We start from the raw sequence: 24,128 nt of genomic DNA, 5'->3' as shown, positions 1-24,128 counted from the left end.
GCACCGTCACTGATAAGCGGCGGACGACCCTTCTATTTCCAGCTCGGTGAAGATGGTCGACATCAGTCCCGCGCGGCGCCATTGCAGCCACTTGATGTAGCACGTCTGCGACGGCGGAAAGTTGCCCGGCAGATGATGCCAGCGCTCGCCCTGCGTCATCACCCACAAAATCGCGTTCAGAACGTCGCGCGGATTGCGCGGCGGCCGGCCGAAATGCGGCTTCGAGTCCTGCTGGAGCAGGTGACTCACGCGATCCCATGCATCGTCGGAAAGAGGAAGAGTTAGCACGCTGGCCCCCATTAACTGTCTGGTACATTTCCGATACTACCGTCGCGGGTTTTCTTTTAAAGCCGCGAGATGGAGCCGAAAATGCCTGCAGTTCGGGTGTTGGGGCGTGCGACGGGTATTCCTCAGACTGGCTGACGAGTGGGCGATCTGGGATTGGCCGCCAGAGTCAACCGGCGTTCGCCGGCTGCGCGTAGTCCTCACCGTCGATGTCGTAGCCCGACGGTTCCCACCGGATAAAGAGCAGCACCAGCAGCGAACTTAGCGGCGCCAGCGCGATCAGCCAGAACACTTTCGTGCCGAGCGCCGCGGCCAGCACCGGGAACAGGAACAGCGACACCGTCGAAGCGGAACGCACCAGAGTCTGGTTGAACCCGACGCCAATCCCCCGCAACGAAGTGGGATAACTCAGCGACGCGTAGGTCATCGAATGCGAGCCCGGCCCGAAGCCTTGCCCGAACAGATAGCCGCCGAGCAGCAGGATCGCCACGACGACCAGCGCGCCGCTACCCGGCTTGCCGATCAAAGCGAGGCCGATCAGCGAGGCGAATTGCAGCGAGTGGCCCAGCACCGTCATCTTCCATGCGCCGACCGTCGGCGCAGTCCACACGCCGATCAGACCGCCGACGAACGCGAACACCAGATTCAACGCGAGCGCGGCGACGATCGTCGTCAACGGGCCTTGATGGAAGAAGCTCGTAATGATGACCGGCAAGCCGAAAATAATCGCGTTGTAGCCGAACGAAGACGCGCTGCCGATCACCGCGGCGAGGATCGTGCGCCGCCGGTATGTCGCGTTGAACAGCACGCCGTAATTACGCCAGGACGCAGCGCGCGGCGCCGCCGGTTTTGCGTAACTCGCATCGTTGCGTTCGACCACCGCATCCACGCCATAGCTGCGTTTCAGAATGCGCGCGGCACCCTCAAGATCGCCTTGGTTCGCGGCCCACACCGGCGACTCGCTGATATAGCGGCTACGCACCAGGATGATGACGATGGCCGGCACCGCGCCGAACGCGAGCGTCAGACGCCACAGCCAGCCGAGACTGTGCTCCGGCAGAATCGCGTAAAGCCCGAGGATTAGCAGATAGCAGGTGCTGGTGGCCGCGTACCACGCCGGGCACCATGCGGCGACACTGGCCGCCTTGTTGCCCTTGCCCGCGACCTTCGAGAACTCGGCGAGAAACGCCATCGCCACCGGCAGGTCTAGCCCCACGCCGAAGCCCATCAGGAACCGGGCGCCGCCCAGCACCCATGCATTCGGCGCGAGACCGGCCGCGATGGCCGCGACCACGAAGAACAGCATGTCGGCCATGAACACGCGGTAACGGCCGATGCGGTCGGTCAGATACCCGCCGAACAGCGCACCGAGAATCGCCCCGAACGTGATGGCCGAGGACACGAAACCGACCTGCACCGGCGACAGCGAAAACTGCCGCGCGATGTCCTTGATGCCATACGCGAGCGACGTCAGATCGTAGGCGTCGAGGAACACGCCGCCGAGCGCAATGGCAATCACGATGCGCGCGTTGCTGCCGGGCGCCGCGCCGGCGTTCACGATACGCGAGACGTCCTGCGCGCTACGAATGACGGTGGGTTGCGCGCCGGAACCGGCGTGCGTCTGCGAGTCGACGTCGGTCGACGGAAAGGCGACAGTGGACATGATCCGGGCTTCGATTGAAAGATGAAGCCATGCATGTTAGTGACGCGCGCGGCGGCCGTAAAACGAGGAAATCTGCTATGCAAAGCAAACTTTGCGCGATTGCAGCGCGATTGCAGCGTGGTTCCAGCAAAGCCGGGGGCGACGCCTGGCCGGTTCGCAGTTCGGCTGATTTTCTTATCTGCAAAGATTGGTTGGATTCGCCCGCCGGCGAATTTAACGTGGTCGTCTTCGTCAGGAGTCCGCTCATGAGTGCAGCCGCCGCGCAGGATCCGCAGTCTATTCAAATCACCCCGCTGTCCGCGCATATCGGCGCGGAAATTCACGGCGTCGATCTCACGCAGAAACTGGACGCGCGTCAGATCGCCGGGATTCGTGCCGCGTTGCTCAAGTGGCGCGTAGTGTTCTTTCGCGAGCAGTTTCTGACGCACGAGCAGCACGTCGCTTTCTCCGCGCAGTTCGGCGAACTGACGCTCGGGCATCCGGTGTTCGGTCACGTGGAAGGACATCCCGAGGTCTACGCGATCTCGAAGTTCCGCAAGGCGACGCGCTTCGAAGGCGCGTCGTTGCAACGCCCATGGACCGGCTGGCATACCGACGTGACCGCCGCGGTCAACCCGCCTTGGGCGTCGATCCTGCGTGGCGTGACGATCCCTCCTTACGGCGGCGATACCCAGTGGACCAGTCTGGTTGCGGCGTATGAAAAGCTGTCCGCGCCATTGCGTGCTTTCGTGGATGGTCTGCGCGGACTGCACCGTTTCACGCCGCCGGCCGGCGCGAGCGGAACGCAGGCTTTCGTGCAGGCGGTCGAGCAACGCACGCTGGTGAGCGAACATCCGCTGGTACGCGTGCATCCAGAGACCGGCGAGCGGGCGCTGTACGTGAGCCCGAGCTTTTTGAAATCGATTGTCGGCGTGAGTCCGCGTGAAAGCGAAGTGCTGCTCGAATTGTTGTGGGAGCATGTCACGCGGCCGGAATTCACGGTGCGGTTCAAATGGGAACCCGGCAGCATCGCGTTCTGGGACAATCGCGCCACCGCTCACCTCGCCCCCACCGATATCTTCGATCTCGACTTCGACCGGCAGTTGTACCGCACGACGCTAGTCGGCGATGTACCCGTGGGCCCCGACGGCCAGCAATCGGTATCGATTCAGGGCTCGCCGGTGAGCGCCGCGGCGGCCGTCGCGTTGAACTGAAAGACCGGCCGCGGTGCTACGCGGCCTTAATGCACCTTCGGAAAACCGTGCCGCTGCGCGAGCAGATCGAGTATGCGGCGCGTGTCCGTCACGAAGCGCTTGTCGCCGAGCGTCTCTGCATCGGCGGGTGCCGGATGTTCGTCACCGAGAATCAGCACGGGCAGGCCCTGATGCTCGCTGTCCAGCGCGTCGACCACGACCGCGCGCGGACGCGGAAACGGCAGGCGTCGAATGTCGAGGCGCACGTTGCGCGCCGGGTCGCTCGCCAGCAGGCCTTCGATAGGCGCGCCATCGGGACAGATAAAACGTTCACCGGGATGGTTCGGGTCGGTGAAGCCCGGTTCCAGCAACAACAGAAGGTCTCGGCTCATAGGGTGTGCGTAGTTGAAGTGAAGGGTGAATAAAAGGTCGTCAGAAAACCCGTCCCTCGGTGAGGTGGGTCGTCACGCCGTTCAACTCGTAGTCGCCGACCACTCTCGCTTTATGCAGCAACGGGTTGTGGTTGAAGATAGTGCGCAGATTGCGCCAGTGCCGGTCGAAGTTGTGCGCACGCCCCGTCACCGATGCGCCGCCAATCTCGAACAGCCGCTCGCCGGCATACAACGCCAGCTTGCTCACCACGAGTTGCGTCTTCGCCGTGGCCAGCGCGCCTTCGAGCACCAATGCTTCCGCATCGTCTGCGCCGCGACGGATCGCATCGGCCGAGCGGTCGAGCGTGCGTGCGTTCTGCTGAACCAGTGCGTCGATCGCGAGACTGTGCGCGGCGAGATCGCCGACCACCTGTTGCACGAAACCATCTTCGCGCGCGGACGGTGCCGGGCTATGCAAAACCGGCCGGCCGTAATGGGTCACGTAGTGTCGTGCGTCGGCCAGAATATTGCGCACGATGCCCGCCGCCACCGCCACCAGATGCAGCTGACGCAGCGCGCCGCCATGCCGGCCGGCAAGCGTCTGATAACCGCGTGCCGCGACTTCATGTGCGAACACCTGCACGTTGTCGAGCACGAGGCTGCCGCTTGCCGTCATGCGCTGACCCATGCCGTCCCAATCGTCGAGTATTTGCAGACCTTCACGCGAGACCGGAACGACGATCGACACGTTCTGATCGTCGGCGTCCTGCACGTTGATGCGCGCGTAATCGGAGAACGCAGTGCCGGTCGAGTAATACTTCTTGCCGCTCACACGATAATGTTCGCCATCGCGCGTGAGACGCGTGCCGATTTCACCCGGCCGCGACGTGCCGAGTTCGGTCGATGCACCGCCAAAAATCGCGCCTTCCCTGAGCCGGCCAATTTGCGTGTCGTTAAAAGTCGAGCGCGGCGACAACACCAGTTGCTCGGTCAGATCGTAATGAATGCGCAACGCGTGCGCGACATTCGATTCGTGCGCGGCCAGCGTCGTGACCACATGAAACAGGTCTTCGAGCGAACCGCCCAGACCGCCCCACTCCACCGGCAGACGCAACACCCCGAGACCCGATTCGCGAAACAGCGCGAAGCGGTCGAACGGCAACTCGCGGCGCGATTCGCGTTGCGCGGCATCTTCCCCGATGGCTTGCGCGAGCGCGGGTAGCGCGGCTAACGCGGCCTGCAACGGGGACTGCGCAGGGGTGGATCGAGAGAGCGACATGCATTCCTTCCTTATGACTGGTGCAAACCTACCCAGTATAGGGACGCGGCACCGGCCGCCCAACCAGCGAAACAAGCTATGCATATGCGGATCGCTGCATTGTGTTCCCGGCTTTCGCAAATGCACTCCGTTCATATCCTTCGATGAATCGCTTATTGGCCCATCGCGTACGCTATTTCTATACTCGATTCCGGTCTCAGCACTCACCAACGACGAGTGCCAAATCTCACACGCGGAAATCGAACCATGAGCCTTCGTCCCCTGCACGATCGTTTGATCGTCAAGCGTCTCGATCAGGAAACCAAAACTGCATCGGGCATCGTCATTCCCGAAAGCGCCGCCGAAAAACCCGATCAGGGCGAAGTGATCGCTGTCGGCCCCGGCAAGCGCGACACCGACGGCAAGCGCATCGAGCCCGACCTTAAAGTCGGCGAGCGCGTGCTGTTCGGCAAATACGCTGGCCAGTCCGTCAAGGTGGACGGCAACGAACTGCTGGTCCTGCGCGAAGAAGACGTCGTCGCAGTCGTCACGCAATAAACCCAGGCATAACCGAGGGAGCATCGAACCATGGCAGCAAAAGAAATTATTTTCAGCGACGTCGCACGCTCGAAACTGGTGGAAGGCGTCAACATTCTCGCCAATGCAGTGAAGGTCACGCTGGGTCCGAAAGGCCGCAATGTCGTGCTCGAGCGTAGCTTCGGCTCGCCCGTCGTGACCAAGGACGGTGTGTCGGTCGCGAAGGAAATCGAACTGTCGGACCGCGTGCAGAACATCGGCGCGCAACTCGTGAAGGAAGTCGCCTCGCGTACCAGCGACGCCGCCGGCGACGGCACCACGACCGCCACCGTGCTGGCTCAGGCCATCGTTCGCGAAGGCCAGAAATACGTGGCGGCCGGCCTCAATCCGCTCGACCTGAAGCGCGGCATCGACAAGGCGGTGATCGCCGCGATCGAAGAGCTGAAGAAGATCAGCAAGCCCACCACCACCAGCAAGGAAATCGCGCAGGTCGCGACCATTTCGGCCAACGGTGAAGAGTCGATCGGCCAGCGCATCGCGGAAGCCATCGACCGCGTCGGCAAGGAAGGCGTGATTACCGTCGAAGACGGCAAGTCGCTCGACGACGAACTCGACGTCGTGGAGGGTCTGCAATTCGATCGTGGCTACCTGTCGCCGTATTTCATCAACGATCAGGAAAAACAGGTCGCCGTGCTCGACAACCCGTTCGTGCTGCTGCACGACAAGAAGGTGTCGAACATCCGCGATCTGCTGCCGGTGCTCGAGCAGGTGGCCAAAGCCGGCCGCCCGCTGCTGATCATCGCGGAAGACGTGGAAGGCGAAGCGCTCGCCACGCTGGTGGTGAACAACATTCGCGGCATCCTGAAGACCGTGGCCGTCAAGGCGCCGGGTTTCGGCGACCGCCGCAAGGCGCTGCTCGAGGACATCGCGATCCTGACCGGCGGCCAGGTGATTGCGGAAGAAACGGGTCTCACGCTCGAAAAGGCGACGCTCGCGGAACTGGGCCAGGCCAAGCGCATCGAGGTGGGCAAAGAGAACACGACGGTGATCGACGGTGCCGGTGACAGCAAGAATATCGAAGCCCGCGTGAAGCAGATTCGTGCGCAGATCGAGGAATCGAGCTCGGACTACGATCGTGAAAAACTGCAGGAACGGGTCGCGAAACTGGCGGGCGGCGTTGCCGTCATCAAGGTGGGCGGTGCGACGGAAATCGAAGTAAAGGAAAAGAAAGACCGCGTCGACGACGCGCTGCACGCCACGCGTGCGGCCGTCGAAGAAGGCATCGTGCCGGGCGGCGGCGTCGCGTTGATTCGCGTGCGCCAGGCCATCGTCGGCCTGAAGGGTTTGAACGCCGATCAGGACGCGGGCATCAAGATCGTGCTGCGCGCACTGGAAGAACCGCTGCGCCAGATCGTGACGAATGCCGGCGAAGAAGCCAGCGTGGTGGTCGCGAAAGTCGCCGAGGGTACCGGCAACTTCGGCTACAACGCACAGACGGGCGAGTACGGCGACCTGGTGGAATCGGGTGTGCTCGATCCTACCAAGGTGACGCGCACGGCGCTGCAAAACGCGGCATCGGTGGCGGGTCTGTTGCTGACCACCGACGCGACCGTGCACGAAGCACCGAAAGATTCACCCGCTGCCGGTCAGCCGGGCGGTCCTGGCGCAGGTGGTCCCGGCCTCGACTTCTGAACGCCGCCGCCTGACCTGACGGCATGATGCCCACGCTGGGGACAAGAATCGAAGTGTCCCAGCGTGGGCTTTTTTACGCGCCGTCGAACGACTCAATAAAACAGCAAAGTCCGCAATTCGATACTGCGCCGTGCCGGTGCGCCGACGGGTGAAGCCGGATCGTCGAACGCCGTACTAAAACGTTTCGTTGAACGGCCGCAGATCGATTTCCTGCGACCAAGCACTGCGTCCTTGCCGATGCAGATACCAGTACGCGTCGGCGATTTCGTCCGGACTGAGCAGACCATCCGGGCCGCTCTTTGCGACGCGCTCCGGCGCCGACGTACGCAAGCGTTCCCCGTCGATCCCGCCGTCGACCACGACATGCGCGACGTGAATATTGCGCGGCCCGAACTCGCGGGCGAGGCTTTGCGTCAACGAACGGAGACCGGCCTTGGCCGAAGCGAATGCGGCAAAAGGCGGCCGCCCGCGTAACGCGGCAGTCGCGCCGGTGAACAGCAACGAACCTCGCCCCGCCGCGAGCAACGGTTCGAGCGCGGCGCGCGCGAACAGGAATCCGCCCAGCGTGGTAACGCGCCATGCGGCTTCGAATTGTTCCGCGCTCAGTTCGAGCGTCGGCGCACGCGTGGCGCCGGCCGCATTGAAGATGGCTACTTCGAGCGTGCCGTGTCCGGCGAGGCCGCGCGCAATCGCATTCAGATCGCTCTCGCTGGTGACGTCGCCGGGAAACGCATGCGCGTCGCCACCGCTTGCACGAATCTCTTCGACCAGCGTCGCCAGTCGCTCGCTCGAGCGGCCCGTCACCGCGACGCTCAAGCCTTCGCTCGCGAAGCGGCGCGCCAACGCACCGCCCATGCCGGCACTTGCACCCACTCCGGCGATCCACGCCACGCGCGGCTTCGTTACACCTTGTCCGACAGCATCGCTCATTCCCGTCTCCCATTGGCAGTTGCCGCACCGCGCCGACGTACGACGGCACGAGGCCCTTTGGCCCACTACATCAACGTAGACGACGAAACGCGGCAAGGGAAATAACGAATCGTGGAAAGGTAAGCACTTCAGCCGGTCGCCCTGGTCGAGGCGACGGCTTATCCAACGTTGAGAGAAGATCGCGGCCTGACTAGTGCCAGTCAGCCGGTTTCGAGAAACCCGCGAACCGCTCGTCCACCACGCGCTTGAACTCGGCGGAGCGGTAAGCGTCGGCGATATCTTTCACGTACGGCTTCTGCAGATCGGCGGTGCGCACCGCGACCAGGTTCAGATAGTAGGGAGGAATTTTTTCCAGCAGCAGCGCGTCGGTCAGCCTGAAGCCGGCGGCGAGCGCGAAATTACCGTTCACCAGCGCATAGTCGACGTCGTCGAGCGAGCGCGGCAACTGCGCCGCTTCGAGCGGCAACAGCTTCAGTTTGTGCGGATTGCCGGCAATGTCGCGCTCCGACGACTTCACCGGATCGACTCCGGCCTTCAACGTCACCCAGCCGAGTTGCTGCAACAGGATGATCGCGCGCGCCTGGTTGGTCGCGTCGTTCGGCAGCGAGACCGTGGCGCCCTCTTTCACCTCGTCGAGGCTCTTGTGTTTGTGGCTGTACAAGCCGATCGGCGCGGTCGGCACCTTGACGAGTTCGGAGAGTTGCAGCTTGTGATCGTCGGCGAATTTGTGCAGGTAAATCTCGTGCTGGAACGCGTTCGCATCGAGCACGCCGTCAGCTAGCGCCAGATTGGGCTGCACGTAGTCGGTGAATTCGACGATCGTCACCTTGTAGCCCTCTTTCTCGAGCACGGGCTTGATGCCGTAGCGAATCTGGTCGGAGTAAGGGCCCGCGGTCGCGCCGAAACGGATTTCTTTTTTATCGGGGTCGACGGCATGCGCCGTCAGGCTGAGTGCGAGCAAACTGCCGAAGGTGGCCGCCGCGACGGCAGACCGGAAATGGCGAAAAACTTTCATTGGTTCTCCTCGTCGCTGGCCGGCCCGCTTCGGGTCGCTTCGGGTCGCGCGGCGTGTAGTTGGTTGTAGGCAGAGAAGCTTACAAAAAGCGCACGCGCGGCCCAACCAACAAATCAATCTTTGGATTCTTACCGGAAGAAGATGGGAGAACCATGAAAAACGGGAGGCGGTGGCCAATCCGGCCGCCGCCTCCCGTCGGTCCATCGACCGCTCAGCGTCGCGATGAAAGACGCCGCACCACCGACACCAGCGCATCGACTTCATCGCAGGTGTTGTAGAACGCGAGCGAGGGCCGTACCGTCGCCTCGACGCCGAAACGGCGCAGGATAGGTTGCGCGCAGTGATGTCCCGAGCGCACCGCAATGCCCTCTTCGTTCAGTGCGTGACCCACTTCCTCGGTCTCGTAGCCTTTCAGCACGAAAGACAGCACGCTCGCCTTGTCGCGTGCCGTGCCGATCAGACGCACGCCCGGCACCGGTTGCAACACGCTCGTCGCATACGCGAGCAGGTCGTGTTCGTAGCGCGCGATGTTCTCGATGCCCACGCGTTGCACGTAGTCGATCGCCGCGCCCAGACCCACCGCATCGGCGATGTTGCCGGTGCCCGCTTCGAAGCGGTTCGGCGGCGGCTGGAACACCGTGCGCTCGAACGTGACGTCGGCGATCATGTTGCCGCCACCCTGCCACGGCGGCATATCTTCGAGAATCGCGCGCTTGCCGTACACCACGCCGATGCCCGTCGGACCGAACACCTTGTGCCCCGAGAACACGAAGAAGTCCGCGTCGAGCGCCTGCACGTCCACCCGCATATGCGACACCGACTGCGCGCCGTCCACGAGTGCCTTCGCGCCAGCGCGATGCGCCAGCTCGACGATCTCCTTCACCGGCACGACCGTGCCGAGCGCATTGGACACCTGCGTGACGGAGACGATCTTCGTGCGATCGTTGAGCAAACGCCGGTACTCGTCGAGCAGGACCTGGCCGCTGTCGTCGACGGGAATCACCCGCAGTTTCGCGCCAGTCTGCGCGGCAAGCTGCTGCCACGGCACGATGTTCGCGTGATGCTCCAGATGCGACACGATGATCTCGTCGCCTTCGCCGACGTTTTTCACGCCCCACGTCTTCGCGATCAGGTTGATCGCTTCGGTGGTGCCGCGCACGAAGATGATTTCCTCCGGCGAGGACGCACCGATGAAACGCTGCACCTTGCTGCGTGCCGCTTCATACGCATCCGTCGCGCGGCCCGCCAGCGCATGAGCGGCCCGATGGATATTCGAGTTCTCGTGCGCGTAGAAGTACGCGAGCCGGTCGATCACCGCCTGCGGTTTATGCGTGGTCGCGGCATTGTCGAACCACACCAGCTGACGGCCGTTGACGCGCTCCTGCAGAATCGGAAAATCGCGCCGGATAGCGTTGACGTCGAACGGCGGATGCGCGGACAGACCCGCATGCGGCACACCGCTTCCACCCGTTCGATCCGGCGTATGCGCAGCGCCGTGAGACGGCTCGCCCAGGTTCAGAAAATAATGCGAACCGCTGCGCGCTTCGGCCGGTGCAGCCGTCGCGCCCGGCACAGCGCCGGAAGACTGTCCCGGATGGTTCGTGGGCGGCCGGTCATACGGAAAGCGTTGCTCGGCGAGCGGTTGATCCGCGGCGGGCAGCCCGAGCGATTGCGCGCTCACTTCGTTCCACACGGGCACCGTCAACTCCGGCGATGCGGCGCTCGAAGCCGGTTGTCCCGCGTCGCGCAGAAAGTAAAACGGCGCGGACGAGTCCGGTGCGGCAGGCGCTGCGCCGCCCGCGGACGGACGCTGGGCGCCATGTCCTTGCGGCACACCCAGGGCCGCTCCGCCAAATCGCGGATCGAGGGCGGGCGCAACGGTGACGACGTTATCGGGCAAGCCGTTTTGCGCCGCGGCGTGCGGCAGCAAAGCAGGCGCGCGATTGCCGAGCGACAGCACGTGCGTGGGCGCCGAAGGCAGCAGATTACTGCCCGCCACCTGTCCTTGCGGCAACGCCGCGCCCGGTACGCCGGTGCCGGTACCGCCGGGCCCTGCGAGCGGCGAACCGGCGGGCGCCGGGTTGCCGATCTCGCTCGTCAGCGGCGCGGTAATCGGCAACGCGGCGGGCAACGCGGCGGCAATGCCGGACACGTCACCGGTGCTGGGACGCTGTCCCGGCAACGCCGAAAAGAACGCATTGGCCAGCGACGCCAGCACCGCAGGATCAGGCAGGCCCGCAGACAAACCCGCGGGCGGACCCGACGGCACTTCGTGCGGCAGCGCGCTTTGCATGGGCTTACTTGTAGGTGTCTGGGTAGTCATGGTACTTGCCGATCTCCACGTCATCGAGGACTGCCAGCGCGTCCGGCGAGTGCACCGCGAGCGAGCAGTAGAGCGAGATCAGATACGAAGCGATCGCATGATTGTTGATACCCATGAAGCGGACCGACAGACCCGGCCCCTGTTCGCCGGCGACGCCCGGCTGGAACAGACCCACGACGCCCTGGCGCTTGTCGCCCACGCGCAGCAGCAGGATCTTGGTCTTGCCGTCGGCGACCGGCACCTTGTCCGACGGAATCAGCGGAATGCCGCGCCAGGTGAGGAACTGCGAACCGAACAGGCTGACGGTAGGCGGCGGCACACCGCGACGCGTGCATTCGCGGCCAAACGCGGCGATCGCAAGCGGATGCGTCAGGAAGAACGCCGGTTCTTTCCAGACCTTGGTGAGCAATTCGTCGAGGTCGTCAGGCGTCGGTGCGCCGGTCAGCGGAAACACGCGCTGTTCTTCGGCGACGTTGGCGAGCAGGCCGTAATCGGGGTTGTTGATCAGCTGGCTTTCCTGCAACTCCTTGATCGTTTCGATCGTCAGGCGCAGTTGTTCCTTGATCTGATCGTGCGGGCTGCTGTAAAGATCCGAGATGCGCGTGTGCACGTCGAGCACGGTGCTCACCGCATTCAGGAAGTATTCGCGCGGTTGCTCTTCATACGGGACGAACGTGCGCGGCAGGATGCTCTCGTCTTCGCGCGCGGTGCAGGCCGCCACCACCGCTTCCGGATTCTTCACCTGGTTCAGACGATAGATGCCGGCTTCGACCGGAATCCATTGCAGCAGATGGGTCAACCAGCGCGGCGTGATGGTCGCGAGTTGCGGAACGGTTTTGGTGGCATTGGCTAGTTGCCGTGCTGCGGTATCGCCGAGCGCCGTCAGGCCGCCCACTGTTGCTGTCATCAATTGCTCCAGGGTCTATAGAAGAAAAACGGGAAAGCTTATGAGCGAGAGCGATTATCGTGATCGAACCCTGGCGGTTCAACATGCTATAGACGGTAATTCAGAGTCAGGCGATGTCGGTGGTCGTGGCGGTGGTCACAGCGTTGGTCGCCGGACTGAGCAGACTTTCAATGGGTACGTTGAACGCCCGGGCAAGTTTGTCGACGGTTACGATCGACGCGATCGCGGAGCCCCGCTCGACCTCGCCGACGTACGAGCGGTTGAGTCCGGCAAACTCCGCCAGTTGCTCCTGCGACCAGCCCAGGTTTTCGCGAGCGCGCCGCACCGCGGCGCCGAACTCCCGGACGAGCACGCTCATCGAAGCACTCCCGCGGCGCTGGCCACCGCCTCGGCGGTCTGAGTCGCGCGCGGTTCGCGTGCAGCGGGCGAGCCCGTGCCTTCATTGCGCGACACGGCCTGGGTCACGTGCGAACCCGGCGCGACATCGTGCGTCAGCCAGACATTGCCGCCGATCACCGAGCCGCGGCCGAGCGTCACGCGGCCGAGAATCGTCGCGCCGGCATAAATGACGACATCGTCCTCGACGACCGGATGGCGCGCATGACCTTTTTCCAGATGCCCCTGCGCATCGCGCGGAAAACGCTTCGCGCCCAGCGTGACCGCCTGATAAAGACGCACGCGTTCGCCGATCACCGCGGTTTCGCCGATCACGACACCCGTGCCGTGATCGATGAAGAACCCCGCGCCGATCTTCGCGCCGGGATGAATGTCGATACCGGTTTGCGCATGCGAAAGCTCGGCGACGATTCGCGCGAGCAACGGCAGACCGAGCCCGTAGAGTTCATGCGCGAGGCGATGGTGAATCATCGCGAGCACGCCGGGATAGCACAGCAAGACTTCGTCCACGCTGCCCGCGGCCGGGTCGCCATGGAAGGCGGCGAGCACGTCGCTGTCGAGCAGGCTGCGAATGGTCGGCAAGCGCCCGGCGAAGGCACGCACCGCGATGCCCGCCTGCGCTTCGACGGTCGAAGCCGGCGGCGGCTGATGCCGGCTGCGGTAATGCAACTCCAGCCGCGCCTGCGCCAGCAACGCGTGCAACGCGGCGTCGAGCGCATGACCGACATAGAAGTTTTCGCTCTCCTGACGCAGATCGGGCGGCCCGAGCCGCATTGGAAACAGCACGCCCTTGAGCGTATCGACGATCTGCGCGAGCGCTTCGCGCCCGGGCAGATCGCGCCCGCCCGGCTCCAGCGAGCGTTTCTGGACTTCACGCCATTGCTGGCGGACCGTCTGAAGCGCTTCTACGATCCCGTCGACATCGAACACAGCCACAACCGTTTCTCCTCAAAATGACGACGTGGACCGGCAGGCGCTTCAGTCCTGGATCCACGGCAGCCCGTGAAAGCGCCAGCCATTGCTGGCGCCGCGTCGGTTCGCGTCGTCGAGGTCTCCTTCGAAACCCTCGGACACGTTGTATACCTGCGTAAAGCCGGCTTTCGCGGCCGCCTCGGCGGCCTGGGCCGAACGGTTGCCGCTGCGGCACAGCAGCAGCACCACCGCGTCCTTGCCGGTTTTTGCTTCCAGTTCGCGCACGAAGCGCGGATTGCGCGTCAGACTCGTCCCGGTCGCCCATGCAACATGCAGGCTCTCGGGCACGTGGCCGACGAATTTGCGTTCCTCGGCGGTGCGCACGTCCACCAGGACTGCGTCACCGCTTTGCACGAGCGCCCAGGCCGCTTCCGGCGATACACCGCCGGCATAGGGCAAACCGGCTTCGGCAGCCTGGGAACGGGCTGCTTCGAGCAGCGCGTGCGTGGGTCGTTCTGCGAGTTCAACCGTCATGACGTCTCCTTCGATATCGCGCGACACATTCGCGCAGTGTCGGCTAGCCGGCGAATGCAACCGTCTATAGCCATCAGCAGACACTATGAAAGAGAGCGGCTCGCAGTTGAACCAATTAATTGTGATTTCTTAAGAAGCAGCGATTTGATTGCTGCGACCCATGCAGCGCTGCGGACGGCGCACCGGCTTCACTCCAGCCCGCGATCAAGCGGCAGGACGACGAACATGCCGGCGGTGTAGTCCATATGGAAATAGCCGGAACGGGCATAGGTCGCGATCCGCTCCAGCCGTTCGGCGGCATCGCGGCCGTGCTCGTCGGCGACGGCCGCGACCGGGCTCGTCGTGCGTTGCGAGCTTTGCGTGCGATGGGACTGCAGCTTGCGGATGGGATGCCGGAGTCCTTCCCAGATGTGCGTGGTCGAGAGCGTGGCCATATCGCCTCCGTCTTCATGAATGTTCGTTAAATCTAACGGCCCGTATTGGGAAGTGCAAACAAGCTTTTGTGGAATGGTTTTCGGCAGAACGCATTGATTCGGGATCGACTCCGGCGCTGCGTAGCTGTGCACGCCCGGCGCGATATTCAAAGCACAAATGCTTGCTTGGGCTGCGACGTTCGCACTATTAGCATGGCGCCATCGCAAATGTCGCTTATGGATTCATCGATGCCGGACACGTCTTTCTTTCACGTCAGTCAAACCACCCAGGATGTTGTCGGGAAAATGCTCGCGCTTACGCAGCGTTCGTGGCTTGGGCAAATCTCGCAGCAAGCGAGCGGGAGTGTGCGTCAGAGTCCGAGTCCGAGTGCGAGTGTCGTCAATTGCGCGAAGCCGGCCTAGCGACGCGGCGCGGTTCAGCATGCGTCGGCGCATAGTCAGAGGCGCGGTAACGGGGTACGCGGTGTTGTTCACTCCGTTCATCGCTTCGTTCGCGTGGGCGGGATCGTCCCCTTCTACCGCCATCCCCTCTTCCGTCGAACCGCTCGCCCACGCGCACGTGGCGCGCATTGCGCTCGACGACGATCGGTATCTGCCGGCGAGCGGACTGAACGAACGGATCGTGCGCGTTCCCGTCGATGCCGCCGGCACCCTCACGCTCGAAACGACTGTCTATAAACCGGACGGCGCGGGTCCCTTTCCGCTGGTCGTGTTCAATCACGGCAAGATCGCGGGCGACCCGCGCGCGCAGGAGCGCAGCACGCCGCTGTCGTTCGCGCGCGAATTCGTGCGGCGCGGCTACGTGGTGGTCGCGCCGAATCGCGAAGGCTTCGGCCGTTCCGACGGCGCGTACCGGCAGGATGGTTGCGATGTCGAACGCAACGGCATCGACCAGGCCAGCGACGTCGCGGCGACTATCGCGTGGATGTCGAAGCAGTCGTATGTCGACGCGACGCGGATCGTCGTCGCGGGCACATCGCATGGCGGGCTCGCGACGCTCGCCTATGGCACCGAGGCGGCGCCGGGCGTGCGAGCGTTGCTCAACTTTTCCGGTGGCTTGCGACAGGACGCCTGCGTGGACTGGCAAGGCAACCTCACCCGCGCATTCGACGCGTATGGCCGCAGCGGCGCAGTGCCGTCCCTGTGGCTATATGGCGATAACGATTCCGTCTGGGCCCGACCGATGGCGGCCGCGCTGTATTCGGCATACACCGCGCACGGGGCGGACGCCACCTTGATCGATTTCGGCCCCTACAAGAACGACGCGCATCGGCTGGTCGGCGACCGCGACGGCGTGGAGATATGGTGGCCGGCCGTCGAGTCGTTCCTCGCCCGCATCGGCATGCAAACCAGCGTGCGCTATCGCGTCGCCGCTCCGGCCTTACCGCAGCCGAGCGGGTTCGCATCGCTCGATGCGGTGAACGCCGTGCCGTTTCTCGATGAAGCAGGACGCAGCGGCTATCGCACTTTCCTGCGCCAGTATTCGAGCCGTGCGTTCGCGGTCTCCGAATCGGGCGCGTGGTCGTGGGCCGAAGGCGGCGACGACCCCGAGGCGAAAGCGCTCGCCAATTGCGAGCGCGAAAGTGGCGATGCCTGCCGTCTGTATGCGGTGAACGAAACGGTAGTGTGGCGTGACGATCCCGCACACTCCATCGAGACGGCGACCGATGCGCAACGGAAAACCGAAGCTGCCGGCTCGACCGCTGACGCACAGGTGCTCGTCACGCGCCGGTGACACCAGGATGCGCCGCAGCGGCCGGCAGATGCCGGTTACGCGAACACCTTCGCAATCGCAAGCGTGTGCGCATACACGGCGCCCGCACGCAACACCGCCGCGACCGCGTAGCCCTCCTGAAGCGCATCCTCCGACACGCCGTTCTCCAGAGCGAAGCGGTGAAACGTGTCGCGCAGCGCCTCGCGCTTTTGCGCGAAAGCTACCGCGCTCGCCGTGACCAGACGCAATTCGAGCGACAAGGTGTCGTCTTTCAGAATGTCGCCGACGAACTGATCGCGCGACTGGCCGGCCGAAGAACGCGAGATTGCCGACTGTTTCACGTCGACGCCGAGTGTCGCGCTCAATGCGATCTCGTCGGTTTCGATCGATTCGAGCGCAGCAGTGATGTAAGCCGCCGCGAGCAGATCGTCGAGCGACGCGCCGAGCTTGCGGCCGATCTCCGCGTGATGTTCGATGCAGTACTCACAGCGCGTCACCTGCGCGACGGCCACCGCGACGATGTGTTTATCGCGGCCGCTCAGCTTGCCGTCGTTCCAGTGCTGACGCGAAAAACGCCGGAACGCTCCCGCGTGCGCGTTCTTCGTTTCCAGTTGCGAAAGAATCCGGGTTTCGTCTGCGTGGGTCATCGATACGATCCGTTCAGTAGCCGTCGTGCGGCAGGGGGGCCAACACACTAGCGCATGCCGCTGCGTGCTCCAACCAAGAAAAGCCGATAAGCATTCCGCCCACCGCGAATACCGAACGATTCCTTTCGAATATGCACAGCAGTTTTAATTGGTTCCGCGCAGACGGCCGGCTTGTTACCTTACGCGGCTAATTTAAGCCGCGCCACCAGCGGCATACAGGGGAAACACACTGTGTCCATTAGCAGCAGCTTGCATCTCTGGCGCCGCGCCACGCGCAGCGTCCTGTTCGCGACGATGATCGCGGCCACGGGCAGCGCCTTCGCGCAGACGCCCAAACACGGCGGCACGCTCACCGTGATCGCACAACCCGAACCGGTGATCCTGACCGCTGCGCTCAGCACGTCGTCGCCGACCGGTATCTTCAGCACGAATGTGTTCGACGGCCTGATCGAATACGACAAGGACTTCCATCTGAAGCCCGGCCTCGCCGTCAAATGGACACTGTCGCCGGACAGCAGGACGCTGACGCTCGACTTGCGGCACGGTGTGAAATGGCACGACGGTGCGCCGTTCACGTCGGCCGACGTGAAGTGGACGCTCGAGAACGTCTGGAAAAAATATCACCCGCGGAATCAGGCGCTGTTCGCCAACGTGGACCGGGTCGACACCCCCGACGAATACACGGTCGTCATCCACTTCAGCAAGCCGTCGCTCGCCGTGCTCAGTTCGCTGAACAGCAATGGCGCGCAAGTGTTGCCGAAGCATCTGTACGAAGGCACGGACATTCTCAACAATCCGTATAACAACAAGCCGGTGGGCACGGGCCCGTTCGTCTTCAAGAAGTGGGTGAAAGGCGATTACATCCTGCTCGAACGTAACCCGAACTACTGGGATGCCGGCAAGCCGTATCTCGACAAGGTGATTTACCGCGTCATTCCGGATGGCGGCGCGCGCACGGCGGCGCTCGAAAAAGGCGAGGTGCAATATGCACCGCTCAGCCCGGTGCCCGCGCGCGACGCGCAACGGCTCGCGAAACTGCCGACGCTGCGCATCGAGACCAAGGGTTATGAATGGCTGTCGCCCTGGCTGTTCCTCGACATCAATGTCGACCGGCCGTTGCTCAAAGACGTGCGGGTGCGTGAAGCGCTGTATCGTTCGATCGACCGCGACGCGTATAACCGCGTGGTCTGGTACGGCTTCGGCAAGCCGGCGGTGAGCCCGGTCGTCTCGACGCTGACCGAGTTCTTCGAGCCCAACGTGCCGAAGTATCCGTACGACGTCGCCAAGGCCAATGCGCTGCTCGACGCGGCCGGCTACAAGCCGGGCGCCGACGGCATCCGCTTCAGGCTGACGATCGACTACCTGCCCTACGGCGATGAATTCCAGCGTAGCGCCGAGTTCATCAAGCAGGCATTCCGCAAAGTCGGCATTGCCGCCGACATCCGCAATCAGGACGTGCCGACCTACACGCATCGCATTTACGGCGACCGTGACTTCGACGTGACGATCCAGTGGTATGCCGGCTTTTCGGACCCGCAAGTCGGCGTGACGCGTGACTATCAGTCCGACAGCATCGGCAAGAACATCCCCTTCACGAACGGTTCGGGCTATCGCAATCCGAAGGTCGACCAGTTGATTCGCGATGCGCAAAGTTCTGGCGATCAGGCCGAGCGCGTGAAGCTGTTCAAGGAGTTCCAGCGCACCGTGCAAACCGATCTGCCGTCGCTGCCGTTGACCGAACTGCACTTCTTCACGCTGGAAGCGTCGGACCTGCACGACACTGTTAGCGGCGTGGATCAGGTGTATGGCTCGTTCAAGAACGTGTGGTACACGGACCCGTCCAGGCATGAGTGACACGGCTGCACCGGCTGGCCGGACGAAGCCGAAGCCGCGGCCAGGCTTCGCCTATGCGACGCTGCACAAACTCGTGCAGTTGCTGGGCATCGTCCTCGGCATCGCGGTCGTCAACTTTTTCCTGTTGCGGCTCGCGCCCGGGGACGCCGTGCAGGTCATCGCCGGCGAGTCGGGGTCCGCGTCGCCGCAATATATCGCGGCACTGCGTCAGCAGTTCGGACTCGATCAACCGCTGTGGTTCCAGTTCGTCAAATACCTCGAACATCTCGCGCGTTTCGATCTCGGTTACTCGTTTCGCGAGGGCATGCCGGTGTCGCATCTGATCTGGACACGTTTGCCGGCCACGCTCCTGCTGATGGGCGCCGCGGTGCTGATCGCCGCCGTGTTCGGACTGCTGCTCGGTTCGCTCGCGGCCTGGAACGCGGGACGGTGGGTCGACGTGCTGGTCTCCACGTTGTCGCTGGTCTGTTTTGCGACGCCGCTCTTCTGGGTCGGCCTCATGCTGGTGGTGGTGTTCTCGGTGTGGCTCGACTGGCTGCCGGTCGGCGGCATGCAAACGGTCTCGTCGGGATTGACCGGCTTCGCGTCGGTCCTCGATGTGTTGCGCCATCTCGTTCTGCCCGCGGTCACGCTGTCGCTGTTCTACATGGCCGCTTATATCCGGCTCGTGCGCAACAGCGTGATCGAAGTCAGACAGCAGGACTTTATCCGTACGGCCATTGCACGCGGCGTGCGGCCCTGGCGTCTTTATCGCGTGCATATTCTGCGCAATGCGCTGATCCCGTTCGTGACGATGCTCGGCATGCAGGTGGGCTCGATCGTCGGCGGCGCAATCGTCGTCGAGACGGTGTTTTCCTGGCCGGGGCTCGGACGGCTTGCCTTCGACGCACTCGTGCGCCGCGACCTGAACGTGCTGCTCGGCATTCTGCTGTGCAGTTCGATCCTCGTCGTGCTGATCAACTGGACCACCGACGCCGTGAACCGTTGGCTCGATCCACGCATCGCCAGACATTGACATGCCCGACTCCCTCGACTCGCAGAACCCTGTTTTTATCGCGCGGCAGCCCGTTCGTCGGCGGGGCCGCACGCTGCGGCTGCTGCTCGGTTTGCGACGCTGGCCGTCGGCGCTGGTCGGTGGCGTCGTGCTGCTCGGCATTGTCGCGATCGCGCTGGGCGCCGGCTGGCTGCGTCCCGGCGATCCGCTCGAACTGGTAGCCGAGCCGTTTTTGCGTCCCGGCCAGGACCCCGCTTATCCGCTCGGCACCGACATGCTGGGGCGCGACATTCTCTCGGGCATCCTGCACGGTGCGCGCGCATCGCTGCTGATTGCCGCGACTTCGACCGTGCTGAGCCTGCTGATCGGTATCACGGCGGGACTCGTGGGCGGCTATTTCGGCGGCTGGGCCGATCGGGAGATCAACCGCATCACGGTGTTTTTTCAGACCGTGCCGCCGTTCCTGTTCGCGCTGGCGATCGTCGCCATCGTGCAGCCCTCCGTCGCGACGATTGCCATCGCGATCGGCCTGACGTCATGGCCGAATCTCGCGCGGCTCGTGCGCGCCGAGACGCAGAAGCTGCGGCATGGCGACATGGTGCAGGCGAGTATCGCGATCGGCGCGAGCGATTTGCGGATCATTTTTTCGGAGATTCTGCCCAACACGTTGAGCCCGGTGATCGTGTCCACCTCGCTGCTGGTGGCGACCGCCATTCTCACCGAGTCGGCGCTGGCCTTCCTCGGACTGGGCGACCCGAATATCGCGAGTTGGGGGAACATGGTCGGCGCGGGCCGCGAAGTACTGCGCACGGACTGGTATATCGCGACGCTGCCGGGACTGGCAATCGTCGTCACCGTGCTCGCGCTGAATCTGCTGAGCGACGGACTGGCTGGACTGCTCGGCCAGCGCGCCAGAAGCTGAGGTTTTTGCGGGCGCGTGTTGCGACGCGAGTCGCGCCCTGCTGTTTCTTTTTCGCTTCAGGCCGCCTCGGGTCGCCTCAAGCTGCCTCAAGCCGCCTCGGCGTCGGCCGGCCGAAGTCTGCGCCGACCGGGCATCGACGCGATCAGCGAGCGCGTGTACGGATGCGCCGGCGCCGACCAGATCGCGTCGTGACTGCCGCTCTCGACTATCTCTCCACCGCTCATGACCAGCACGCGATCGGAGATATACCGCACTACCGCGAGGTCATGCGAGATGAACAGCAGCGACAGGTTGAACTCGGCTTTCAGATCCACTAGCAGGTTCAGGATTTGCGCCTGGATCGATACGTCGAGCGCGGAGACGGGTTCGTCGCAAATCAGCATGGCCGGCCTCAGGATCAACGCACGGGCAATGCCGATCCGCTGACGCTGGCCACCCGAAAATTCATAAGGGTGCCGGTCCAGCGCCGTCGCCGGCAGTCCGACCGCATCGACGATCGACGCGATACGGCGGCCGCGCTCCCGCACGGGCACGAGCCCTTGCACCGATAAAGCGAACTGCAGGATCTGCTCGACCGTGTGGCGCGGATTGAGCGACGAGTAAGGGTCCTGAAACACCATTTGCAGTTGCGCCCGGTGCGGCACCAGTTCGCGCCGCGACAGCGGCGCGAGGTCGACACCGTTCAGCACGATACGACCCGAGGCGGAATCGATCAGCCGCATGATGGTGCGCGACAGCGTCGTCTTGCCGCAACCCGACTCGCCGACGAGACCGACGGTTTCGCCCTGCGCGACCGTGAGCGAGACATCGCGCACGATATGACGCGGACCTTCCGGTGTCGTATAGAACGTATTCAGCTTCTCGACCGACAGCAGTGCAGGCGCAGGCGCAGCCCGCCCGACACCGCCGGCTGCATTCTTCGTTCGACGCGTCGGGTCGGGAAGCGGCGGCGTTTCCAGCCGGAAATCCGTTTCGCCGCTCGCCGCCGTGCTCACGCGTATCTCCGGCAAACGGCCCTGCAGATAATGCCGCTCCGTATCGACGTGCAGTGCCGCGCCCAGCAGTCCGCGCGAATACGCATGCTGTGCACCCGCGAACAGTTCAGTCGTGCCGCGCTGTTCGACCGCCTCGCCGCCGTACATCACCACCACGCGATCGGCCCAGTCCGCGACAACGCCGAGATCGTGCGTGATGAGCAGCAGTCCCATGTCGAAATCGCGGCGCAGCGAGTCGAGCAGTTGCAAGATCTCGGCCTGCACCGTGACGTCGAGCGCCGTGGTGGGTTCATCGGCAATCAGCAACGCGGGTTCGCAGGCAATCGCCGCCGCGATCATCGCGCGCTGGCGCTGGCCGCCCGACAACTGATGCGGATAGTCGTCCACGCGCCGCTGCGGCTCGGGAATCCTGACGCGGTCGAGCAGTTCGATGGCCCGGCTGCGCGCGAGACGCGCTGGCAAGCCCAGATGAATCTGCAGGGCTTCGCCAACCTGGGCGCCGATGCTCAGCACGGGATTGAGCGACGTCATCGGCTCCTGAAAGATCATCGCAATGCGGCGGCCGCGAATTTCCTCGAGCCGGGCTTCCGGCATTGCCAGCAGATCGGCGCCTTCAAAATGCGCTGTGCCGCCGACCCGGGCAGTGCGTGGCAGCAAGCGCAGCAACGACATTGCCGTGGTCGACTTGCCGCAACCGGACTCGCCGACCAGCGCGACGGTTTCGCCCTGCGCGACGTCGAAATCGAGTTCGCGCACAGCCCGATGCTCGCCGTACGAAACGTTCAGGTTCCTGACCTGGAGGAGCGCGGAGCGGATGTCGTCTGTCATGGTGCCGGGGTTGCATGAGTCGGAAGAATGCGAGCAGCGACGATAGCAAAAAGCGTCGTGCAACTGAACCAACAATGCTTGCTATCGACATCTGCGATGCCGCTTTAGCGGCAGAAGAGCGAGCGGAGTGGAGAAAGCTTGAGGGGTGGTGGTGAGATTCAGTTGAGTTTGAAATCCCGATGGGTGCAGGGGCTCGGCGGGGTGCACGCAGGCGTTTCGTCGGATCGGTATGGGGACGGTTTTAAAGAACGGATCGGAGAGCCGCGGAAGACCGGTTGCGGTAGCAGGCCGGGTTCGGCCAGGACGGGTCTTTCACGACCCTGCGTTTCCGACCGTTCCCGGACTTTAATCGGCCGGTGGCCGATATCTAACCGCGTTGCAACATTGATCCTAGCAATCTCGCCAGTGCGGGCTCGGACAACATTTTTTCGCCGGCGTCCGGCAGCGACGAAATCACCTTCGCCGAGTGTTCGATATGTGCGCGGGCGGCTTCGCGCGCGGCAACGACATCACGGCTCGCAATTGCGTCGACCAGAAGCTGACGGTCCCTGGCCATACGTTTCGTGATTTTCCTCCAGTTTTCGTAAGAGTCGCCGGTGAGTTCCCTCGCGAAGCCGACCTGCACGCTGGCCATGAACCGGCATAGCGCGGCGAGCAGGACGTTGCCCGACGCTTTCGCTAGCGCGTCGATGAACAGCCGGAGTCCGTTCGACACCGCTTGCGCGTCGGCGCCTTCGTTGATCTGACGTAGGGCTTCGCGCAGCGCCTGCAGATCATTTTCCGTGGCGTGCCTTGCCGCGAGTTCCGCCGCATAGCCGTTCAGCGCGCCCATCACGCCAAGAACTTCCTTAATTCCAACGCGTTCCAGTTGCATCATCGAAAGAAGCGATACGCCGATGAGCTGATCGGCGTCCGCAGTGACGTACGCGCCGCTTCCGTGCCGCACTTCGACCAACTGCGCCGTCGTCAAACCGCGAATGGCTTCGCGGACTGTGGGACCGCTCACGCCATAGCCTTCCGCGAGCTGCTTTTCGGTCGGCAACTTCATGCCGCGCGTGAGTTCACCGTCAAGAATCCGGCTGCGCAGGTCTTCGAGAATCTGTTCGGCGGCATTGCCGCGGGCCAGTCGGCGCGTCGGTTGCCAGGATGGGTCAGTGGGTGTTTGCATCAGCGCTTTCCTTTTTTTCTGGACCTGTTTCCGGCGTTACTATACTCTACAAGTCACCTTGTGACTTTGCTCGCGATCTTGCGAGCGTTTTTGTTAGTACGTTTATGGACCAACGATGAACGATCCAGTGACTCACGACGAATTGCAATCCATCGAACGGCTCTTCAGCGACTTCGCCTGGTTCGCCGACCGGAGCGACGCTGAAGGGCTGGCGAATCTTTTTCTACCGGACGGGGTGTTGTCCGTCCGCGGTCAGGAGTCGGCGGGGAGCGACAACATTGCCGCGGACTGCCGAAAACGCTTCGCCGCAGCCGATCGCAAAACGCGCCACATGTGGTCGAATCTGCGGGTCGAGATGCCCAGCGCCGACACGGCGAGAACCACGGCCGTCCAGTTGACTTTCGAAACCTCGGACGATGATACGCCGGCCCGGTTGCGCGTGAACGACGTCGTCGATGAACTGCGCAAGGCGGCTTCTGGCGAGTGGCGTTTCGTCAGTCGCCACATTCGTTGCGAAATGGCGCTGGCGTTCTAGCGCCAATAAGGGACTCGCACGCGAGACAGCCGGGTGCGAGGC

General features: G+C 63.5%; 23 protein-coding genes. 8 read left to right on the top strand and 15 right to left on the bottom strand.

Features of this window, described 5'->3' with window-relative positions; all coding sequences use genetic code 11:
* Window positions 1-6 precede the first annotated feature (6 nt).
* Together FQ746_RS33935 and FQ746_RS33930 are read right to left on the bottom strand one after the other, a co-directional pair.
* Window positions 7-288 (bottom strand): transposase, encoded by a 282-nt coding sequence (locus tag FQ746_RS33935; RefSeq protein WP_144114178.1) that lies wholly within the window; start codon window positions 286-288, stop codon window positions 7-9.
* Window positions 289-454: 166 nt separating this feature from the next.
* Entirely contained in the window at window positions 455-1,948 is a 1,494-nt protein-coding gene (locus tag FQ746_RS33930; RefSeq protein WP_144114177.1) for an MFS transporter, read from the bottom strand.
* A 245-nt stretch (window positions 1,949-2,193) separates the two neighbouring features.
* Between FQ746_RS33930 and FQ746_RS33925 the strand changes: the two genes are divergently transcribed.
* Window positions 2,194-3,141 carry a TauD/TfdA dioxygenase family protein gene (locus tag FQ746_RS33925; protein ID WP_144114176.1) on the top strand — a complete coding sequence of 316 codons (948 nt, stop codon included), beginning with the start codon at window positions 2,194-2,196 and terminating at the stop codon, window positions 3,139-3,141.
* Window positions 3,142-3,167: 26 nt separating this feature from the next.
* Here the strand turns inward: FQ746_RS33925 and FQ746_RS33920 are convergent, their stop codons facing one another.
* Together FQ746_RS33920 and FQ746_RS33915 are read right to left on the bottom strand one after the other, a co-directional pair.
* Window positions 3,168-3,512, bottom strand: a complete 345-nt coding sequence (locus tag FQ746_RS33920) for a DUF3088 domain-containing protein (protein WP_144114175.1) — start codon at window positions 3,510-3,512, stop codon at window positions 3,168-3,170.
* A gap of 40 nt (window positions 3,513-3,552) precedes the next feature.
* A complete protein-coding gene (locus FQ746_RS33915; protein WP_144114174.1) occupies window positions 3,553-4,770 on the bottom strand; it encodes an acyl-CoA dehydrogenase family protein in 1,218 nt (405 codons plus the stop codon).
* A 246-nt stretch (window positions 4,771-5,016) separates the two neighbouring features.
* On the opposite strand from FQ746_RS33915, the gene FQ746_RS33910 reads away from it, so the two are divergent.
* Window positions 5,017-5,307, top strand: a complete 291-nt coding sequence (locus FQ746_RS33910; RefSeq protein WP_144114173.1) for a co-chaperone GroES — start codon at window positions 5,017-5,019, stop codon at window positions 5,305-5,307.
* A 30-nt stretch (window positions 5,308-5,337) separates the two neighbouring features.
* A complete protein-coding gene (gene groL / locus FQ746_RS33905) occupies window positions 5,338-6,978 on the top strand; it encodes a chaperonin GroEL (RefSeq protein WP_144114172.1) in 1,641 nt (546 codons plus the stop codon).
* A gap of 174 nt (window positions 6,979-7,152) precedes the next feature.
* Here groL and FQ746_RS33900 read toward each other — a convergent pair whose 3' ends face one another.
* The 8 genes from FQ746_RS33900 to FQ746_RS33865 all read right to left on the bottom strand — a co-directional run bounded on the left by FQ746_RS33900 (window position 7,153) and on the right by FQ746_RS33865 (window position 14,429).
* On the bottom strand, window positions 7,153-7,908 hold the full coding sequence (locus FQ746_RS33900) for an SDR family NAD(P)-dependent oxidoreductase (RefSeq protein WP_144114171.1): 756 nt from the start codon (window positions 7,906-7,908) through the stop codon (window positions 7,153-7,155).
* Window positions 7,909-8,098: 190 nt separating this feature from the next.
* Window positions 8,099-8,923, bottom strand: coding sequence for a MetQ/NlpA family ABC transporter substrate-binding protein (locus FQ746_RS33895; protein ID WP_144114170.1), 825 nt, complete (start codon window positions 8,921-8,923; stop codon window positions 8,099-8,101).
* Window positions 8,924-9,134: 211 nt separating this feature from the next.
* Window positions 9,135-11,246, bottom strand: coding sequence for a family 2A encapsulin nanocompartment cargo protein cysteine desulfurase (locus tag FQ746_RS33890; RefSeq protein WP_144114169.1), 2,112 nt, complete (start codon window positions 11,244-11,246; stop codon window positions 9,135-9,137).
* Window positions 11,221-12,153, bottom strand: coding sequence for a family 2A encapsulin nanocompartment shell protein (locus FQ746_RS33885; protein WP_144114168.1), 933 nt, complete (start codon window positions 12,151-12,153; stop codon window positions 11,221-11,223). Before FQ746_RS33885 ends, FQ746_RS33890 begins: the two co-directional genes overlap by 26 nt.
* Window positions 12,154-12,259: 106 nt before the next feature.
* A complete protein-coding gene (locus tag FQ746_RS33880; RefSeq protein WP_144114167.1) occupies window positions 12,260-12,511 on the bottom strand; it encodes a helix-turn-helix domain-containing protein in 252 nt (83 codons plus the stop codon).
* Window positions 12,508-13,485 (bottom strand): serine O-acetyltransferase EpsC, encoded by a 978-nt coding sequence (gene epsC, locus FQ746_RS33875; protein ID WP_260854264.1) that lies wholly within the window; start codon window positions 13,483-13,485, stop codon window positions 12,508-12,510. The genes FQ746_RS33880 and epsC overlap by 4 nt, the downstream gene beginning before the upstream one ends.
* A gap of 42 nt (window positions 13,486-13,527) precedes the next feature.
* Window positions 13,528-13,995 carry a rhodanese-like domain-containing protein gene (locus FQ746_RS33870; RefSeq protein ID WP_144114166.1) on the bottom strand — a complete coding sequence of 156 codons (468 nt, stop codon included), beginning with the start codon at window positions 13,993-13,995 and terminating at the stop codon, window positions 13,528-13,530.
* A gap of 188 nt (window positions 13,996-14,183) precedes the next feature.
* Window positions 14,184-14,429: a hypothetical protein gene (locus FQ746_RS33865; protein ID WP_144114165.1), complete on the bottom strand. Its 246-nt coding sequence runs from the start codon at window positions 14,427-14,429 to the stop codon at window positions 14,184-14,186.
* 421 nt (window positions 14,430-14,850) lie between these two features.
* Here FQ746_RS33865 and FQ746_RS33860 point away from each other — a divergent pair, with 421 nt between their 5' ends.
* A complete protein-coding gene (locus FQ746_RS33860) occupies window positions 14,851-16,164 on the top strand; it encodes a CocE/NonD family hydrolase (protein WP_144114164.1) in 1,314 nt (437 codons plus the stop codon).
* Between the two features lie 35 nt (window positions 16,165-16,199).
* Here FQ746_RS33860 and FQ746_RS33855 read toward each other — a convergent pair whose 3' ends face one another.
* Window positions 16,200-16,790 (bottom strand): carboxymuconolactone decarboxylase family protein, encoded by a 591-nt coding sequence (locus FQ746_RS33855; RefSeq protein ID WP_144114163.1) that lies wholly within the window; start codon window positions 16,788-16,790, stop codon window positions 16,200-16,202.
* A gap of 231 nt (window positions 16,791-17,021) precedes the next feature.
* On the opposite strand from FQ746_RS33855, the gene FQ746_RS33850 reads away from it, so the two are divergent.
* Genes FQ746_RS33850 through FQ746_RS33840 form a run of 3 tightly spaced genes read left to right on the top strand, consistent with a single transcriptional unit; the run spans window position 17,022 to window position 20,560 of the window.
* Window positions 17,022-18,644: an ABC transporter substrate-binding protein gene (locus tag FQ746_RS33850; protein ID WP_260854263.1), complete on the top strand. Its 1,623-nt coding sequence runs from the start codon at window positions 17,022-17,024 to the stop codon at window positions 18,642-18,644.
* Entirely contained in the window at window positions 18,637-19,659 is a 1,023-nt protein-coding gene (locus tag FQ746_RS33845; protein ID WP_144114162.1) for an ABC transporter permease, read from the top strand. Before FQ746_RS33850 ends, FQ746_RS33845 begins: the two co-directional genes overlap by 8 nt.
* 1 nt (window position 19,660) lies before the next feature.
* A complete protein-coding gene (locus tag FQ746_RS33840; RefSeq protein WP_144114161.1) occupies window positions 19,661-20,560 on the top strand; it encodes an ABC transporter permease in 900 nt (299 codons plus the stop codon).
* An 86-nt stretch (window positions 20,561-20,646) separates the two neighbouring features.
* Here FQ746_RS33840 and FQ746_RS33835 read toward each other — a convergent pair whose 3' ends face one another.
* Both FQ746_RS33835 and FQ746_RS33830 read right to left on the bottom strand, forming a co-directional pair.
* Window positions 20,647-22,383, bottom strand: coding sequence for an ABC transporter ATP-binding protein (locus tag FQ746_RS33835; RefSeq protein ID WP_144114160.1), 1,737 nt, complete (start codon window positions 22,381-22,383; stop codon window positions 20,647-20,649).
* A 367-nt stretch (window positions 22,384-22,750) separates the two neighbouring features.
* Complete coding sequence (locus tag FQ746_RS33830; RefSeq protein WP_144114159.1) at window positions 22,751-23,551, bottom strand: FadR/GntR family transcriptional regulator; 801 nt, start codon at window positions 23,549-23,551, stop codon at window positions 22,751-22,753.
* 115 nt (window positions 23,552-23,666) lie between these two features.
* On the opposite strand from FQ746_RS33830, the gene FQ746_RS33825 reads away from it, so the two are divergent.
* On the top strand, window positions 23,667-24,086 hold the full coding sequence (locus FQ746_RS33825) for a nuclear transport factor 2 family protein (RefSeq protein WP_144114158.1): 420 nt from the start codon (window positions 23,667-23,669) through the stop codon (window positions 24,084-24,086).
* Window positions 24,087-24,128 lie beyond the last annotated feature (42 nt).

It is taken from the genome of Paraburkholderia sp. BCC1886 (genome assembly GCF_900996245.1).
Taxonomy (GTDB): domain Bacteria; phylum Pseudomonadota; class Gammaproteobacteria; order Burkholderiales; family Burkholderiaceae; genus Paraburkholderia.
The sequence above is the reverse complement of the archived record's forward strand: the minus strand, read 5'-3'. Positions and strand labels throughout refer to the sequence as shown.

What these genes read in the sequence shown, in the direction of transcription:
- FQ746_RS33880 (WP_144114167.1), bottom strand. Translation starts at nt 12,511, where the DNA reads ATGAGCGTGCTCGTCCGGGAGTTCGGCGCCGCGGTGCGGCGCGCTCGC.
- FQ746_RS33825 (WP_144114158.1), top strand. Translation starts at nt 23,667, where the DNA reads ATGAACGATCCAGTGACTCACGACGAATTGCAATCCATCGAACGGCTC.
- FQ746_RS33840 (WP_144114161.1), top strand. Translation starts at nt 19,661, where the DNA reads ATGCCCGACTCCCTCGACTCGCAGAACCCTGTTTTTATCGCGCGGCAG.
- FQ746_RS33865 (WP_144114165.1), bottom strand. Translation starts at nt 14,429, where the DNA reads ATGGCCACGCTCTCGACCACGCACATCTGGGAAGGACTCCGGCATCCC.
- FQ746_RS33895 (WP_144114170.1), bottom strand. Translation starts at nt 8,923, where the DNA reads ATGAAAGTTTTTCGCCATTTCCGGTCTGCCGTCGCGGCGGCCACCTTC.
- FQ746_RS33915 (WP_144114174.1), bottom strand. Translation starts at nt 4,770, where the DNA reads ATGTCGCTCTCTCGATCCACCCCTGCGCAGTCCCCGTTGCAGGCCGCG.
- FQ746_RS33830 (WP_144114159.1), bottom strand. Translation starts at nt 23,551, where the DNA reads ATGCAAACACCCACTGACCCATCCTGGCAACCGACGCGCCGACTGGCC.
- FQ746_RS33860 (WP_144114164.1), top strand. Translation starts at nt 14,851, where the DNA reads ATGCGTCGGCGCATAGTCAGAGGCGCGGTAACGGGGTACGCGGTGTTG.
- groL (WP_144114172.1), top strand. Translation starts at nt 5,338, where the DNA reads ATGGCAGCAAAAGAAATTATTTTCAGCGACGTCGCACGCTCGAAACTG.
- FQ746_RS33885 (WP_144114168.1), bottom strand. Translation starts at nt 12,153, where the DNA reads ATGACAGCAACAGTGGGCGGCCTGACGGCGCTCGGCGATACCGCAGCA.
- FQ746_RS33900 (WP_144114171.1), bottom strand. Translation starts at nt 7,908, where the DNA reads ATGAGCGATGCTGTCGGACAAGGTGTAACGAAGCCGCGCGTGGCGTGG.
- FQ746_RS33870 (WP_144114166.1), bottom strand. Translation starts at nt 13,995, where the DNA reads ATGACGGTTGAACTCGCAGAACGACCCACGCACGCGCTGCTCGAAGCA.
- FQ746_RS33855 (WP_144114163.1), bottom strand. Translation starts at nt 16,790, where the DNA reads ATGACCCACGCAGACGAAACCCGGATTCTTTCGCAACTGGAAACGAAG.
- FQ746_RS33920 (WP_144114175.1), bottom strand. Translation starts at nt 3,512, where the DNA reads ATGAGCCGAGACCTTCTGTTGTTGCTGGAACCGGGCTTCACCGACCCG.
- FQ746_RS33930 (WP_144114177.1), bottom strand. Translation starts at nt 1,948, where the DNA reads ATGTCCACTGTCGCCTTTCCGTCGACCGACGTCGACTCGCAGACGCAC.
- FQ746_RS33910 (WP_144114173.1), top strand. Translation starts at nt 5,017, where the DNA reads ATGAGCCTTCGTCCCCTGCACGATCGTTTGATCGTCAAGCGTCTCGAT.
- FQ746_RS33890 (WP_144114169.1), bottom strand. Translation starts at nt 11,246, where the DNA reads ATGACTACCCAGACACCTACAAGTAAGCCCATGCAAAGCGCGCTGCCG.
- FQ746_RS33845 (WP_144114162.1), top strand. Translation starts at nt 18,637, where the DNA reads ATGAGTGACACGGCTGCACCGGCTGGCCGGACGAAGCCGAAGCCGCGG.
- FQ746_RS33925 (WP_144114176.1), top strand. Translation starts at nt 2,194, where the DNA reads ATGAGTGCAGCCGCCGCGCAGGATCCGCAGTCTATTCAAATCACCCCG.
- FQ746_RS33835 (WP_144114160.1), bottom strand. Translation starts at nt 22,383, where the DNA reads ATGACAGACGACATCCGCTCCGCGCTCCTCCAGGTCAGGAACCTGAAC.